This window comes from Oenococcus alcoholitolerans, assembly GCF_051852995.1.
Classification (GTDB): domain Bacteria; phylum Bacillota; class Bacilli; order Lactobacillales; family Lactobacillaceae; genus Oenococcus; species Oenococcus alcoholitolerans.
In genome coordinates this window covers 106,370-120,968 of sequence record NZ_CP176042.1, presented here as the reverse complement: position 1 = coordinate 120,968, position 14,599 = coordinate 106,370, and the positions used below count along the sequence as shown (strand labels likewise).

Annotated in this window: 14 protein-coding genes; 4 read left to right on the top strand and 10 right to left on the bottom strand. The window is 41.8% G+C overall.

Annotated elements, in window-relative coordinates; genetic code table 11:
- The first annotated feature begins 312 nt into the window (after positions 1 to 312).
- From ACKP2L_RS01120 to ACKP2L_RS01105, 4 genes are read left to right on the top strand one after another with little or no spacing between them, the layout of a single operon-like run.
- On the top strand, positions 313 to 1,194 hold the full coding sequence (locus ACKP2L_RS01120; RefSeq protein WP_439425555.1) for a MetQ/NlpA family ABC transporter substrate-binding protein: 882 nt from the start codon (positions 313 to 315) through the stop codon (positions 1,192 to 1,194).
- Between the two features lie 18 nt (positions 1,195 to 1,212).
- Positions 1,213 to 2,559, top strand: a complete 1,347-nt coding sequence (locus ACKP2L_RS01115; RefSeq protein WP_439425554.1) for a M20/M25/M40 family metallo-hydrolase — start codon at positions 1,213 to 1,215, stop codon at positions 2,557 to 2,559.
- Entirely contained in the window at positions 2,552 to 3,619 is a 1,068-nt protein-coding gene (locus ACKP2L_RS01110; protein ID WP_439425553.1) for a methionine ABC transporter ATP-binding protein, read from the top strand. The genes ACKP2L_RS01115 and ACKP2L_RS01110 overlap by 8 nt, the downstream gene beginning before the upstream one ends.
- Positions 3,616 to 4,311, top strand: a complete 696-nt coding sequence (locus ACKP2L_RS01105) for a methionine ABC transporter permease (protein ID WP_439425552.1) — start codon at positions 3,616 to 3,618, stop codon at positions 4,309 to 4,311. Before ACKP2L_RS01110 ends, ACKP2L_RS01105 begins: the two co-directional genes overlap by 4 nt.
- A 65-nt stretch (positions 4,312 to 4,376) precedes the next feature.
- Here the strand turns inward: ACKP2L_RS01105 and ACKP2L_RS01100 are convergent, their stop codons facing one another.
- The 10 genes from ACKP2L_RS01100 to ACKP2L_RS01055 all read right to left on the bottom strand — a co-directional run bounded on the left by ACKP2L_RS01100 (position 4,377) and on the right by ACKP2L_RS01055 (position 14,582).
- Positions 4,377 to 5,093, bottom strand: coding sequence for a GntR family transcriptional regulator (locus tag ACKP2L_RS01100; RefSeq protein ID WP_439425551.1), 717 nt, complete (start codon positions 5,091 to 5,093; stop codon positions 4,377 to 4,379).
- The gene (gene nagA / locus ACKP2L_RS01095) at positions 5,090 to 6,250 is read right to left on the bottom strand and encodes an N-acetylglucosamine-6-phosphate deacetylase (RefSeq protein WP_439425550.1); all 1,161 of its coding nucleotides are present in this window, start codon (positions 6,248 to 6,250) and stop codon (positions 5,090 to 5,092) included. The genes ACKP2L_RS01100 and nagA overlap by 4 nt, the downstream gene beginning before the upstream one ends.
- A gap of 32 nt (positions 6,251 to 6,282) precedes the next feature.
- Positions 6,283 to 7,536, bottom strand: a complete 1,254-nt coding sequence (gene clpX, locus ACKP2L_RS01090; protein WP_439425549.1) for an ATP-dependent Clp protease ATP-binding subunit ClpX — start codon at positions 7,534 to 7,536, stop codon at positions 6,283 to 6,285.
- Positions 7,537 to 7,609: 73 nt separating this feature from the next.
- Entirely contained in the window at positions 7,610 to 8,953 is a 1,344-nt protein-coding gene (gene tig / locus ACKP2L_RS01085) for a trigger factor (protein ID WP_439425548.1), read from the bottom strand.
- 58 nt (positions 8,954 to 9,011) lie between these two features.
- The gene (locus ACKP2L_RS01080; protein ID WP_439425547.1) at positions 9,012 to 9,422 is read right to left on the bottom strand and encodes a cytidine deaminase; all 411 of its coding nucleotides are present in this window, start codon (positions 9,420 to 9,422) and stop codon (positions 9,012 to 9,014) included.
- Complete coding sequence (locus ACKP2L_RS01075; RefSeq protein WP_439425546.1) at positions 9,419 to 10,312, bottom strand: LCP family protein; 894 nt, start codon at positions 10,310 to 10,312, stop codon at positions 9,419 to 9,421. Before ACKP2L_RS01075 ends, ACKP2L_RS01080 begins: the two co-directional genes overlap by 4 nt.
- An 83-nt stretch (positions 10,313 to 10,395) precedes the next feature.
- Positions 10,396 to 11,034 carry an RNA polymerase gene (locus ACKP2L_RS01070; protein ID WP_439425545.1) on the bottom strand — a complete coding sequence of 213 codons (639 nt, stop codon included), beginning with the start codon at positions 11,032 to 11,034 and terminating at the stop codon, positions 10,396 to 10,398.
- Positions 11,035 to 11,105: 71 nt separating this feature from the next.
- The gene (locus tag ACKP2L_RS01065) at positions 11,106 to 12,548 is read right to left on the bottom strand and encodes a lipopolysaccharide biosynthesis protein (RefSeq protein ID WP_439425544.1); all 1,443 of its coding nucleotides are present in this window, start codon (positions 12,546 to 12,548) and stop codon (positions 11,106 to 11,108) included.
- Between the two features lie 5 nt (positions 12,549 to 12,553).
- Entirely contained in the window at positions 12,554 to 13,426 is an 873-nt protein-coding gene (locus tag ACKP2L_RS01060) for a glycosyltransferase (protein ID WP_439425543.1), read from the bottom strand.
- The gene (locus ACKP2L_RS01055; protein WP_439425542.1) at positions 13,416 to 14,582 is read right to left on the bottom strand and encodes a nucleotide sugar dehydrogenase; all 1,167 of its coding nucleotides are present in this window, start codon (positions 14,580 to 14,582) and stop codon (positions 13,416 to 13,418) included. The genes ACKP2L_RS01060 and ACKP2L_RS01055 overlap by 11 nt, the downstream gene beginning before the upstream one ends.
- Positions 14,583 to 14,599: the final 17 nt, after the last annotated feature.

Sequence of the window (14,599 nt, the reverse complement as noted above, 5' to 3'; positions counted from 1 at the left end):
CGACTCGATCCGGTGAGTCTTCAGTCCTTTATAGCTAGAGAGTCGGCATTTGCTGCAAGCCGGCAGAAGGGTTTAAGACTGTTATGGCCGGTGATCGGTTTTTACAAACGGTTTACCGCCAGTAAAAAACGGCTTGGTCCCCGTTATCAGACACGCCGCTAGCTTCTGCCCATCTGCATAAAGCTGCCGGTTAGCAAGCTTGATCAGGCAACTGGTCAAGACTTTTCAGAATGGTAACGTGTCCAGCACTTCTGTATTTACAGAAGTGCTTTTTTATTTGAAATCGTAAAATCAGGAGAGTAATCAAATATCATGAAAATCAAGAACAAATTAGCTAAAAAAATAACCATCTTCACATTAGCCTTTGCCGCATCGGGAGCGATCGCATTGTCTGTTTCAGAACAAAACAGCTTATCTGCTTCTGCTAAAGCAAAACAGACCACTGTTAAATTAGGGGTAATGACTTTAGACGATGAGGGCAAAGCTGAATGGGGCGCAGTCCAAAATTATGCAAAAAAGCACGGAAACGTCAAGATAAAATTCGTTCAGTTCACTGATTATAGTCAGCCAAACCGTGCTTTAGCCGATAAAGACATCGATATAAATTCATTTCAGCACTATTATTTTTTGGATAACTGGAATAAACAAAATCATCAAAATTTAAAGCCGATCGCCCGCACTATCATCGCACCGATCCGTCTTTATACCAAAAAAGGTTATAAGAGCGTCCGCAGTTTGCCAAAGCGCGCTCAGATCGCTATTCCAAACGACGCCACCAACGAAGGCCGTTCTTTAACAGCCTTGCAGACAGCAGGTTTGATAAAGTTGAAAAAAGCCGCCCTGCCTACGCCGGCAGATATAACCAGCAACCCTAAGCATTTGAGGATAACTTTGGTTCAAGCAGATCAAACTGCCCGCTCTTTGAATTCAGTTGATGCAGCTTTCATCAATAACACCTTCGTTTCAGCTGCCGGGATCAAATATAATTCTGCTATCTACGTTGAACCGGTCAACAAGGCATCAAGAAAGTGGATCAACGTCATTGCAGCCCGTCCTGACTACAAGCAGGACAAGGCCAAATATCGTGCGATCAGAACCATAATCAAGGGCTTCCAGCAGAAAAAAGTAAAACAGCTGATCAAGCAATACAGCGATGGTACAGAAAAATCAGCTTGGGATATCAAACTGAAATAAAATCTAGAGAGGTGCAATATGGTCGAAACAACTAAAATTCGTCAAGAATATTTAGATAAACTAGCAAAATTGATCAAAATACCAAGTGTTTCTGCTAAAAATACCGGTTTGAAGGAGGCCAGCAATCTGATTGCCGGCTTTTTCGAAGAATTAAAAGCAAACCGAGTTGAGATCGATGATGAATTTGAATTTCCGCTGGTGATAGCTAAATTTGATTCCAATCAAGAAAACGCTAAAACACTCTTGATCTACAATCACTACGATGTCCAGCCGGCAGAACCTTTTGCCTTGTGGCACAGCGATCCGTGGACTCTGACAGAACGAGAAGGAAAGCTGTATGGCCGCGGTGTCGATGATGATAAAGGCAACCTTTTAGCAAGAATAACTGCTTTGGCTGAATATTTGCAGGATAAAAAAGACCAGCTGCCGGTAAATATTATTTTTGTTGTTGAAGGTTCTGAAGAGACTGCTTCTCGCGGTTTGGAAAATTATTTGAAAAAACACCGTCGATCGCTTGAAAATGATTTGGTGATCTGGGAATCCGGCGGTTACAACCAAAACGAGCAGCAAGAAGTCGGCGGCGGTACTAAAGGGATCGTTACGTTCGACCTCGTTGCAAAGACAGCTCAAAGAGATCTCCATTCCAGCTATGCTCCAGTCGTTGATTCAGCCGCCTGGCAGCTGACATCTGCGATCAATAGTTTGCGTGACCCGGATGGCAGGATCGCTGTTCCCGGTGTATATGATCAAGTCCGTCCAGCAAGCGATCGCGAAAAACAGCTCGTTGAAAAATATTCAACTATTGACGCTCAGCTGCTGGTAAAAAGCTTTAAACTGAGCGCCCCGCTGTTAAACAGCCAAACACGGGCCAAACTATTGCAGTCGCTGTACTTTTCACCAGCATTGAATATTGAAGGTATCAGCAGCGGCTATGAAGAAAATGGTGTTAAAACGGTTTTGCCGGCAGAAGCAAGGGCCAAATTAGAGATCCGCTTGGTCCCGGATCAAAAACCGCGAGATATTTTTGATAAAGTTGTTGATTTCTTAAAAAATAAGGGCTTTAACAATGTTAAAGCCGTCTATACTTTAGGAGAAGACCCTTATCGTTCTGATTTAAGCAGTCCTGAAATAGAGCGCGTCTTAAAAGCTATGCATAAAGTTTATCAAGGTGATCTGGCACTGTTGCCGACATCCCAGGGTACCGGCCCAATGGCTTATTTTGACGAAAATTTCCACTCTTCGATCGCTGCTGTCGGCATTGGCTATCCGAATTCGGCCGACCATGCTCCGGATGAGAACGTCAGGATAAAAGATTATTTTGATCATATAGATTTTATTAAGGAATTAATCAAAAGTTATGAGTGAACCGATCATCGATTTTAAAAATGTCGGCGTCCAATTCGACAACGCCGGTCAAAAGATAGATGCCGTCAAAGATGCCAGCTTTAAGGTTGAAAAAGGCGAAGTTTTTGGCGTCGTAGGTTATTCCGGTGCCGGTAAATCTTCTCTGGTCCGGCTGATAAACTTACTGCATCAGCCGACGAGCGGATCGATTTCGATCACCGGTGTCCAAACGGTCAAAAACGGGCAGGTCCTGATCAAGGGCAGCCAACTAAGAGAATTAAGAAAAAAGGTCGGCATGATCTTTCAACATTTTAATCTCTTGGATCAAACGACCGTTTTAGGCAATGTTTTATTTGCTTTAAAGCACGCAAAACTTTCTAAAAACCAAAAGTTGGAAAAAGCCCGTAAATTGATCGATCAAGTTGGTCTGACGCAAAGACTGCATAACTACCCTGCCCAGCTATCCGGCGGTCAAAAACAAAGAGTCGCTATCGCCCGAGCCTTGGCTAACGATCCGGAAATTTTGATATCAGATGAAGCTACAAGTGCTTTGGATCCAAAAACGACCCAGCAGATCCTTGACCTTTTATCTCAACTGAATCGAGAGCGCGGTTTAACGATCGTTTTGATAACCCACGAAATGCAGGTCGTTAAAAATATTGCTAATCGTGTCGCCGTTATGCAGCAGGGACAGATCATCGAACAAAATTCTGTTTATAAAGTTTTTGCTGATCCGCAAAGGGACCTGACTAAAGAATTTATCGAAACAGCTTCCGGAAATCAAGCTGCATTAGAAAAGATCTTGGAACAACAGAATCTCGATAAACTAAAAGAAGACCAGCTGCTCGTGGAATTGAAGTTTACCGGCAATGCGACTGACCAGCCTTTGATATCTTATTTATCAAAAGAGTTCGATCTGACCGTTAATATCCTCTACGGCAATATCGAATCGATCCAAAAAGCACAGATAGGTAATCTGATCGCTATCTTTACCGGTAAAAAGGAAGGTTTAAAAGCAGCTTTGGAAGCTATTAAAGAACAAAAGGTTCAAATAAAAGTAATCAAGGGAGGCCAAATATGATCCAATGGTTGGAAAAAGTCCTGCCTAACGTCGTAAGTATGGGCTGGGGCGGCGATTATGGCTGGTGGCAGTCGATCTACCAAACATTCTATATGACTTTCTTTTCTGCGATCGCCGGCGGATTGCTCGGTTTGATCTTTGCCCTTATCCTTATCATTACTGATAATGACGGTATCTTGCCCAATCGAACCATTTTCTGGCTGGCTGATAAAATAGTTTCGATCTTTCGAGCGATCCCTTTCATAATCTTGCTTTTTGTGATATCTCCTTTTACCCATCTGATAATCGGAACCACTTTAGGAGCAACAGCTGCATTAGTGCCTTTAAGCCTATCAGTTGCACCTTTTTACGCACGGCAAGTTCAAGTCGCTTTAAAAGCTGTTGACTATGGAAAAATCGAAGCAGCACAGGCATTAGGCTCAGATAATCGCGATATTCTCGGCATTTACATCAAAGAGAGTCTGCCGGAAATAATTCGTGTTTCCACAGTTACTTTGATAAGTTTGATCGGTTTGACGGCAATGGCCGGTGCGATCGGTTCCGGCGGTTTGGGAAATACAGTCGTGACCTTTGGTCAACAATCGAAATACGATGTCGTTTGGGTCGGCACGTTGATGCTGCTGATACTGATATTTTTGGTTCAAGCGATCGGTGATTTTTTGGCAAAAAAGACCAACCATGGTTTGTCTTGATAAAATAAAAAACTCCTGTCTCGATCTCAAAAAATCAAGACAGGAGTTTTTTTATTGCCGATCTTTCAACGATTATTCCGCTCTAAAAAGACGCGGTAACGATCACCGGCATAATAAGTTCTGACAAATTCAAATGGCCGTCCATCGGTTAAAAAAGAAGTCTGCCGAAGAAAGAGAGCCGCTTGACCGGACATAAGTTTGAGCTGCTGGTCGATCTCTTGATCGGGAATGACCGCCGAAAATTCTTGGATCGCCTTGGCAAAATGCAGACCCTGTTGTTCCAAATATTCATAAAGGCCGCCAGACAACTGATCGCGGCTGACATTGCCAACGATCGATACCGGCACTGTTGCGATCTCAAAAGCGATCGGTTCGCCATCTCCGTAACGTATCCGTTCGATGGTGACGACTTGTGCATTGGCATCGATCATCAAATTAGCAGCCTCGATCGCAGAAGGAAAATGGCGTTTGAACAAGACAAATTTAGAACTGGCCCTTTTCCCCTGTGATTCCATGATTTCAGTAAAGCTGGTAACACCCTTCAAATTTTCAGCGACCTCTGTTTTTTGGTCTGAAACATAAGTCCCCGACCCCGGGCGGCGTACTAACTTGCCTTGGCGGACCAGCATTGTGATCGCTTGACGCAAAGTCATCCGCGACACCTGATAATTCTCAGCTAAAACCCGTTCAGCAGGCAAACGATCGCCTACTTGATAACGTCCCTGATCTATTTTTGCAGCTAAATCATCTCTTATCCTTAAAAAAATAGGCGTTGAACTCATTTTTTACCGCCCACCTTTAAAAGTGGTTGTCCATTCAAGAAGTTATCTACAAGTTCCTGTTTTGACTCTGAAAGTAAATTAAAATCAGCTCTTTTGCCAACGGCCAATTCGCCAACATCTTCAAGACCAAACTCATGAGCCTGATTAACAGAAGCCATCAAAACAGCTTCCTCGATCGAAGCGCCGGTAAATTTTTGAATATTTTTAAAGGCGTCAATAAATTTAAGGACCGATCCCGCTAAATGACCATTTTCCAAACGTGCAGCTCCATTTTTGATAGTAACTTTCTGACCGCCCAATTCAGAGACTTCGTTTTCCTTTTGTCCTTTGGCTCGCATCGAATCGGTAACTAGTTCTAATGATCCTGCTCCTTTTAATTTATAGGCAAGACTTAACATTTCCGGTGCGACATGGATACCATCAGAAATTATTTCCGTCATTACCGGCGGAGTCAGTAAAGCATAGCCGCTAACGCCGGGCTCTCTGCCTTGTAATTGCGACTGGCGGTTATATAAATGAGTGACGTGCGAAGCCAAGGTCTGACCGCGGTTCATTTTGAAATAAGACTGATCAGAATGGCCAGCCGAAAGAACGACACCCATATTGTGTACGGAGGATTCAAAGGCCGAATCAGCTTTTTCCGGTGCATAGGTAACTAACTTTATTGATCCGCCGGATGCGATCTGCCATGATTTCAAAAGTCCGGCATCAGCTCTCAAAACAAATTCTTTAGGCTGAGCACCGTTCATTTCGGGATTTATGAAGGGTCCTTCAAGATGAACACCGGCGACCATAGGATTATTTCGATAAGATACTTTAACGGCCCTGAGCGCTTTTTCGATCTTAATTTTGGTTTGGGTGATGGTGGTCGGGAAAAAACTGGTTATGCCTTCATGACGAAGATGCTCGGAAAAAATATCCATAGCTGCCGGATCGGCATCCATCGTATCAAAGCCATAACCTCCGTGAGTATGAACATCGATAAAACCAGGTACGATAAAGGCCTTTTGCTCATAAGTGATCTCTTGATCACCATCTTGAGCATGAAAATCATCCATTTTACCGATCGCTTCGATCTTGTCAGAAAAACGCAGATAGCCATTTTCAATGACATCTGCGCCGCTGTAAATCTTAATATTTTTAATAATCCGTGCCATAAATATATTATATCTATGCTGGACTATTTTTTTCAGGAAGCTATCGCTTTATTTTGCTTGATCAATTTCGGTTCTTCTTTTCCTTGAACCGCTTTTTTAGTAACGATAACTTTTTCAACATCCTTCATTGAAGGAACTTTGAACATCGTATCTTTCATCGTGGCTTCAATGATCGAACGCAGACCGCGTGCCCCTGATTTCTTTTCGATGGCCAACTTGGCCATTTCTTTTAAGGCATCATCTTCAAATTCCAAAGCAACCCCGTCAAGAGCCATCAGAGATTGATATTGCTTGACAAGAGCATTTTTTGGTTTGGTCAAAATTTCAACAAGGTCCTTTTCTTCTAAAGGATCAAGCACTGAAATGATTGGCAAACGGCCAAGAAATTCCGGGATCAAACCAAACTGGATCACATCACGATCAGTCAGCAAGGGTAAAGGATTTTCCTTTTTGGCCTGGTCGTTAGACTGCTGGTCTTGGTGACCAAAACCGATCATCGATTCGCCCAAACGGTCTTTGATTATATTATCGATACCATCAAAAGCACCGCCAACGATAAACAATATATTGCTTGTATCGACCTGAATATATTCCTGTTGCGGATGCTTGCGGCCGCCTTGAGGCGGAACAGAAGCTATCGTCCCTTCAAGCAATTTCAAAAGCGCCTGCTGGACACCTTCGCCAGAGACATCTCGTGTAATGCTGACATTCTCTGATTTTTTGGCGATCTTATCAATCTCATCGATATAAATTATGCCCTGTTGAGCCTTTTTAACATCAAAATCAGCTGCTTGTAATAACTTCAAAACAACATTTTCAACATCTTCGCCAACATAACCGGCTTCCGTCAAAGTGGTTGCGTCAGCAATGGCAAAGGGAACATCAAGCATTTTGGCTAAAGACTGTGCCAGATAAGTCTTGCCTGAACCGGTCGGACCGATCATCAGTATATTTGATTTTTGAAGCTCGACATCACTTTTATGTTCCAAGTTTTCGTTTATACGTTTGTAGTGATTATAAACGGCCACAGCCAAAGTTTTTTTAGCTTCTGTTTGACCGATTACATATTGATCCAGATTTTTAACGATATCTACTGGTGTTGGCAAATCTTTGATCAGCATTTGCTTATCTTCACTAGCCAATTCCTGATCGATTATCTGTTGGGCTAAAGCGACACATTCATCACAAATGTAAACACCTGGTCCAGCTATAAGTTTTTTGACCTGGTCTTGTCTTTTACCGCAAAAAGAGCAAGCCGGCATCGTTTCCATTGACTCCATATCCATGCGAATATTATACAGGTTTTTTAAGGTAAATAAAAAAGACCCTATCAAGGTCTTTAATCATAGGCGTAACCTATCACTTCTTGTCTTCACTCTCTTTTTTAGCAGGAGCAACAGCTTTAGCATTTTTAACGATCACATCGACTGCTCTTTGGATCTTAAGATCATGGCTTAAAAGTCCGGCTGAAAGAGAACTTTCTACTTGCGACTCATTGATCTTGTATTCAGCGGCCAATTCCTTGACTTCTTTATCAAGATCTTCTTTGCTTGGATTGATCTTTTCAGCACGAGCAACTTCTTCCAATACCAAGTTGGTCTTTACTCTATTAGGAGATTCTTTAGCGATCTGCTGGTTCAGCTGTTCTTGATTTTGGCCAGTGATACGGAAATAAGTCTCCAGGTTGATGCCTTGTGAAGCAAGGTTGTTAAAGAAGTTTTGTGTTTGGCGATCGATATCATCCTTGATAAGTTCGTCAGGAAGCTTATCGCCTTCGACCTTGGCTTCATCAACTACTTTTTGGACAGCTGCGTCTTCAAAAGCTTCTTTGTTCTTTTCAGACTTGCTTTTGCCCAAACGTTCCTTTGTCTTAGCTTTTAATTCTGCCAATGAGGCAACTGAATCGTCAACATCTTTAGCAAAATCATCATCGATTGCAGGAGTCTGCAGCTTCTTCAATTCGTGGATCTTAACATCAAAGATGGCGTCTTTGCCGGCCAATTCCTTTGCTTGATATTCGCTTGGGAATTTAACTTTGACTTGGACATCATCACCAGCCTTGTGGCCAACTAATTGGTCTTCAAATCCTGGAATGAATTGTCCAGAACCCAAGCTCAAACTAAAGTTCTGTGCCTTGCCGCCGTCAAAATGTTTTCCATCAACAGAACCGTCAAAATCGATAACGACAGTGTCGCCATTTTCAGCTGCCTGACCATCATCTGCCGGGACCAATTCTGCTTCAGCTTTAGCCTGACGCTCTAATTCAGCTTGAACTTCTTCATCACTTACTTCATCAGACTCTTTTTCTACTTCGACACCCTTATATGTTCCCAACTTTACGGCCGGTGCCAAGGTAACATCAGCATGGATCTTCCAAGGACCGCCCTTTTTCAAATCATCAGGAACGATCTGCGGACGGCCAACGACAGTGATATCAGCATCATTTACCGCTTGATCATAAATGTTAGGCAAGATCGCATTCAATGCGTCTTCATAAAGGACTTCCTCGCCGAAACGGGCAAGAAAAAGCTCTTTAGATACATGTCCCTTTCTAAAGCCAGGGATATTTATTTGATCTTTTTGTTTATTAAAAGCTTGATCGATCCCGCTATTGATCTGATCAGCCGGGATCTCAAAAGTCAGTGTACCTTTATTACCTTTGCCGGCTTTAAATTCGGCATTGGTCTTGATTATATCTACCATTAATTCCTCCAGATGCGTACTATAAAATTATATCGTAAAGTTGCCAAAAACTCTTTAATTAACTGAGATCGTCAAAAGATCCCGGCAGTAAATGTGCAAGATCAGTTTTAAAGCTCTTTTCTGAGACGTTAGTGAGATAGATCGGCATATCTTTTTGAAACCATTCGACCATAACTTGCCGGCACGCTCCGCAAGGGGAGATCGGATCGGCCGTTTTCCCAGTTACTAATAAGGCTTTGAATCGACGATGACCAGCAGCGATGGCCGAAAAAATAGCCGTTCTTTCCGCGCACATAGTTGAACCAAAAGCAACGTTCTCGATATTGCAGCCGCCGAATATACTGCCGTCTTCAGTTAGAAGGGCTGCTCCGACCGGAAAATGACTGTAATTTACATAGGCTCGATCAAGTTCTTTAACAGCAGTTTCAAGCAATCTTTTGTATTCTGCATCGCTGACCGCGGTATTCATCGCAAAGCCTCCGTCAAAACTTGGTGCACGCGGTCTTTTTCAGATTGGCTCATTATCTGCATAGACTGGCCATTGATCATTTCGCCAGTACCACGCATTTGATCAGATTGAATATTGCCGAGGCCTGAACGATAATTCAAAGCAAGGTTTTGAAAACTGTTCCACGAAAGATCGGTCAGTATATTTTTAGAAAGAAGATCGATAAAACGATGATTAAAAATCGTCGAAGGATTGCTGCCGGCCTTAGCTAAAACGGCCTTGATCACTTGCTGCTGACGCATCTGGCGGCCATAATCACCGTTAGCCAGATCATGGTGGCGTTCACGAACATAAGCTAAAAGCTGATCGCCTTGCATATGATAAGTCTGTCCTTGGACAAAAGAATGACCAAATTCACTAAAAGTCAGGTTAGAGGTCACATCAACACCACCGAGCGAATCAACGATCGATTCCAGTCCGCCCATATTGATCAATGCGTATCCATTAAGTTTGATATTGACAAGATTTTCGACCTGCTGGATCGAAGAATCGGCTGAACCGTACGCATAGGCAGCATTCAGCTTTACAGTTTGACCATCAACAGTGATAGGCGTATCTCTTTGCAAACTCATAAGAGTCGTTTTTTTCTGCCTGGGATTTATAACAGCGATCATCATCGAATCGGTACGACCTTTGTAATCACGCCCCAGTGCCCCGGTATCGGTCCCTAACAGCAGCAAAGCGATCGGCCGTTTTTTGCCTGTCAGATTATCAGCTTTATCTTTTGTTTGGATCGAGCTATCTTGGTGCATACGGCTGATCGCGCCATGAGTAGTCCACCAAGCATAGCCTCCGATCCCAATAACCGCTATGATCAACAAAGAGAAAAGCCAAATAAAAAATTTTTTCATCAATAATGCCCCTAACTTAATGACTAATAATTTTTTAGTCTGAATCTTTGTCTATGATAGCAGAAAATCGAGATGGCTGTTTTTTACTTGCCCGAGCGCATCTGGTCTAATTTAGCCGGAGGAACGACCTTTGAAGCAATTTGGCTGGTATAAGTTCTGCTGTTTGAATTATAGAAACGCGAAACGGCATCCGCTAATGTCATCGAAAATGGAGCGGTGATCGGTCTAGTGACTAATATACGCCCCTGATCGATAACTATTTTCGCTGATAACAGGTCAGAGATACCTGAAAAACTATCTGTATTTGGAACATAACGGTTGATCTGACCGTTATTCACAGAACCGGTCATTGACCAATAATTGTTTTGAAAACTGAATCGTTGGTCAGGAGAACCATTTTTATTGGCAAAAGCAACTTGGACCAAAATCGCTATTTGATCATTTAGATCGATCGAAGACCAAGATACATTCGCTTGAGAAGTTCTGCTAGCAGAATTGGAAGAGGAACTTTGTAAAGCAGAGGAGCTATTCCGCGATCTAGACATTGAAGAGCTGCTTTTTTTGTTCGAAGATCTCGAAGAAATATTTGCCGAAGAACTAGAAGAACGGTGAACACCATTAAAAAAGCCGGTTCTTTGAACAGCATATGCACCAACCGCAATAATGACAACAAAAAATATGATAAAAGACAAAATAATTGTTATTTTTGATTTATTTTTCATTTTTATAAATAAAAAAGCCTAACTTAATTATATCATTAGGCTAATTTATTATCTTTTTAAAAAACTGAAGATCACTTTTCTTTCCTAATAAAAGAAAAAAGGAATTTGAGGTCGCCGCTTAAAATTATTTCAACCAAAAATACCAAACCAAAAATAATAGTATTGATAACTAACTGGAAAAAATCAGAAGACGGAATAAAACCAAAATGAAGCCAAAAGAATAAGGCCGCTCCTGGCAAAATCGAAAGCAAGAAAGGTCTGACAGCGATCTTTAATACGAAGACCAAGCTAGTATCAAGAGCATATTTAGTAAGCATCCAAAAAGTGTAAAAGAAATTAAGTACAAAAACAAAAGATAAGACCATCGCCAAATTTGTGATATTGCCTAGAAAGATTCCAATAGATATACCGAAAATTATAAGCAAAGTTGAAGCTACACCGGTAATAAAGAGATACCTGGTCTTATCTCGTGCCTGAAAAATAGAACCGATAGTAGAACCTACCAATTGTGTCCAAACAGCCAGCGATAAAAATTGAAATGGGTGGATAGCCGAATCCCATTGTCCGCCAAAAAGGAAATGAATCAAAGGAGCTGCGTTTAATGATAGAAAAATGGAAAGAGGAAAACCTACCAAAAAAAGCAGTTTCAATATTTTAGAATAAACGCGCTTTATTAAAGCCACATCATTTTGATGACGTGCCAAAATCGGTTGTATAACGGGTGTGATCACGTTTACCAAAATAGAATTCGGGTATGTAAGCATCTGGTAAGATTTTCCATAACTTCCTAATGCTGCAGGGCCAAAGAACCTGCCAACCAAAATATTATCTAAATTACGAGAAAAATAATTCACTAAACCAAAACCAAATTGATTGGTAGAAAAATGGCTGACTTTTGAAAATGACTTTTTATTATAACCCGGCAAAAGTTTAAAATGTGATGTTTTGTAATAAAATACAAAGTTCAATACAGCCGGTACTGAAGAACCAATTATCAAAGCATAAACACCAAAACCGGCAAAAGCAGAAGTAATGCCTAAAATACTGCCAATAATATAATTCATGAGCCCGCCTAAGTTAAGGAATTTAAACTGCTGTGCCTTGGTTAAAATAGCCACAGGAACAACAGACATGATCGAGAAAAATATATTTATGCTTAACAACCATGCGATCGGTATATATATACTGTGCCCATAAAACCAAGATAGACCAAAACCAAAAATACCAAAAGCTATGCTAACGAATAAGGCCACAAGTGTTAATAATTTAAACAAAGATGATAGATCATGATCGTCCAGATCTTGATTTTGGATTATCGCCGGACCGACTCCTAATTCGGATATCATTTGAAAAAACGGCAAAAATACTAGAACGATATTCAATGTCCCATAATCAGAAGGCGAAAGGATCCTTGAAAGGACCATACTGACGATTAAATTAGAGACAACACCGGCATACTGACCGATTGCGGTGAAAAGAACACCGGTTTTCAATTGTTTTTTTATTTCTTGCATAGATTTTAATCACTGATCATTTTTTTGACGATATAAGGCGGCAAAATTTTTAACCAAATAGCTTTAAGCGAATTCTTAGTCAATAGTTTTATTTTAAACGAGTCATCTTGTTTTGCTAGTTTTGAAGAACGGTCCTCTTTATGGTAAATACCATCAATCGGCAGATAGAGCATTTTTAGGCCTAACTTATCAAAAATTATTTTTAGGATGTTTTCTTCAAAATAGAGAAAAGTCTTTGGGTAAAAACCGACAGATCTTTTTAAGTAATTCTCCGTAAGCAAGATGGCCGAACCATGGAGAATGAAGATCTTTTGTTTTTTGAAATCGCCTTTTTCCGGTCGCGGCCTGCCTGTCCATTGACTTATTTTTCTAAACAGGTTGTGGCGCCAATGAAAGATCGGGCAGAAAAGAAAATCCCAATTTTGTTCAAGAAGGTAAAGCAGGCTGGTATTTTCATAAACTGGATTTTGTTGAAAATCATCTCCAGCCAAAATATTAGTTCCAATGGCCCCCACATCGCTGCCATAAGTAATTTTCATTAAATTAGCCAAATAATCAGGATCGCGAAAAATCAGATCATTATTAATTATAAAAACTTTATCTATTGAAAATTTTTCTTTTAAAAATTTAATGCCTAGATTATTTGCTTTGGCAAAACCCAAGTTTGATCGTGTATGCAATAGAAATATTTGAGGATCATTCGAAAATGATTCGCTTAATTTTTCAAAAGAGAGATTATCAGAGTGATTGTCGATAATAACTAAACGAAAAGCCTGAAAAGTTTGTTCTTTCAGGCTGTTTACCATTTCGATCGTATCTTTCCAATTCAAATAGTTGATAGTTACGATCCCTAATTTTATTCGTTGATCACTCTTCATGCGACCTGTCTCGACTGTAGACTTTGTCTAAGACGTCGCTGAGTTCTGAGCTCAAACGGTTGGCAACGATCAGATCAGCCTGTGCTTTAAAATGCTTGAGATCCTTAACGACCGGCTGACCGTGGAAGCTGGCGGCCTGCAGGTTAGGCTCATAGATGATCAGCTGTTGACCAGCAGCGGCCAACCGGTCCAAGACATCGATGATCGAAGACTGGCGGAAGTTATCGGAACCAGCCTTCATGGCCAGCCGGTAGATGCCGACAGTCTTAACGGCTCTGGCCTTGATCTGAGAAACAATGTAGTTTTTGCGTGTGTCATTGGAACTGACGATCGCCGACATCAGTTCTTGGGGCACCCCTTCATAGGAAGCCAGCAACTGTTTGGAGTCTTTGGGCAGGCAGTAGCCGCCGTAACCGAAGCTGGGGTTGTTGTAAAAGTCCCCGATCCGCGGGTCCAAACCAACTCCCTGGATGATCCGAGGCGAAGAAAGACCCTTAGACACTGCATAGGTATCAAGCTCGTTGAAATAAGCCACCCGCATGGCCAGATAGGTATTGGAGAACAGCTTGATGGCTTCAGCCTCCTCACTGCTGGTAAACAGAGTCGGGATATCTTGTTTGACGGCGGCCTGCTGGAGCATGGCAGCAAACTGGCGGCCGGCTTGATCAAAAGAACCGACGACGATCCGGCTGGGATACAGGTTATCGTATAAAGCCTTGCCTTCCCTTAAAAACTCCGGAGAGAAAAAGATCCTGGCATTAGGGTACTGACTAGTCATCTGATCGACAAAACCGACCGGGATCGTCGATTTGATGACGATCTGGGCTTCAGGTGCATATTGGATACTTTCTTTGATAGCGGTCTGGACGCTTTTGGTATCAAAAGAATTAGTCTTTTCATCGTAGTTGGTCGGTGTAGCGATGATAACAAAATCAGCTCCGGTCAGGGCTTTTTCGGCATCTAAAGTTGCCAGCAGGTCCAAGGGCTTATTAGCCAGGTAATCGCTGATGTAAGGGTCGACGATCGGACTTTTTTTGGCATTGATAGCATCGACTTTGGCTTTGACGATATCCAAAGCGACGACTTGGTTGTGCTGGGCCAATAAGGTGGCCAGACTCAGACCGACATAACCGGTCCCGATAACTGTGATTTTCATAATTTAACCTCTCTTAT

Excerpts from the sequence above, each read along its gene's own strand:
- ACKP2L_RS01055 (WP_439425542.1), bottom strand. The coding sequence starts at position 14,582 with ATGAAAATCACAGTTATCGGGACCGGTTATGTCGGTCTGAGTCTGGCC.
- ACKP2L_RS01120 (WP_439425555.1), top strand. The coding sequence starts at position 313 with ATGAAAATCAAGAACAAATTAGCTAAAAAAATAACCATCTTCACATTA.
- ACKP2L_RS01060 (WP_439425543.1), bottom strand. The coding sequence starts at position 13,426 with ATGAAGAGTGATCAACGAATAAAATTAGGGATCGTAACTATCAACTAT.
- ACKP2L_RS01080 (WP_439425547.1), bottom strand. The coding sequence starts at position 9,422 with ATGAATACCGCGGTCAGCGATGCAGAATACAAAAGATTGCTTGAAACT.
- ACKP2L_RS01110 (WP_439425553.1), top strand. The coding sequence starts at position 2,552 with ATGAGTGAACCGATCATCGATTTTAAAAATGTCGGCGTCCAATTCGAC.
- ACKP2L_RS01065 (WP_439425544.1), bottom strand. The coding sequence starts at position 12,548 with ATGCAAGAAATAAAAAAACAATTGAAAACCGGTGTTCTTTTCACCGCA.
- clpX (WP_439425549.1), bottom strand. The coding sequence starts at position 7,536 with ATGGATATGGAGTCAATGGAAACGATGCCGGCTTGCTCTTTTTGCGGT.
- ACKP2L_RS01100 (WP_439425551.1), bottom strand. The coding sequence starts at position 5,093 with ATGAGTTCAACGCCTATTTTTTTAAGGATAAGAGATGATTTAGCTGCA.
- nagA (WP_439425550.1), bottom strand. The coding sequence starts at position 6,250 with ATGGCACGGATTATTAAAAATATTAAGATTTACAGCGGCGCAGATGTC.
- ACKP2L_RS01070 (WP_439425545.1), bottom strand. The coding sequence starts at position 11,034 with ATGAAAAATAAATCAAAAATAACAATTATTTTGTCTTTTATCATATTT.
- ACKP2L_RS01115 (WP_439425554.1), top strand. The coding sequence starts at position 1,213 with ATGGTCGAAACAACTAAAATTCGTCAAGAATATTTAGATAAACTAGCA.
- ACKP2L_RS01105 (WP_439425552.1), top strand. The coding sequence starts at position 3,616 with ATGATCCAATGGTTGGAAAAAGTCCTGCCTAACGTCGTAAGTATGGGC.
- tig (WP_439425548.1), bottom strand. The coding sequence starts at position 8,953 with ATGGTAGATATAATCAAGACCAATGCCGAATTTAAAGCCGGCAAAGGT.
- ACKP2L_RS01075 (WP_439425546.1), bottom strand. The coding sequence starts at position 10,312 with ATGAAAAAATTTTTTATTTGGCTTTTCTCTTTGTTGATCATAGCGGTT.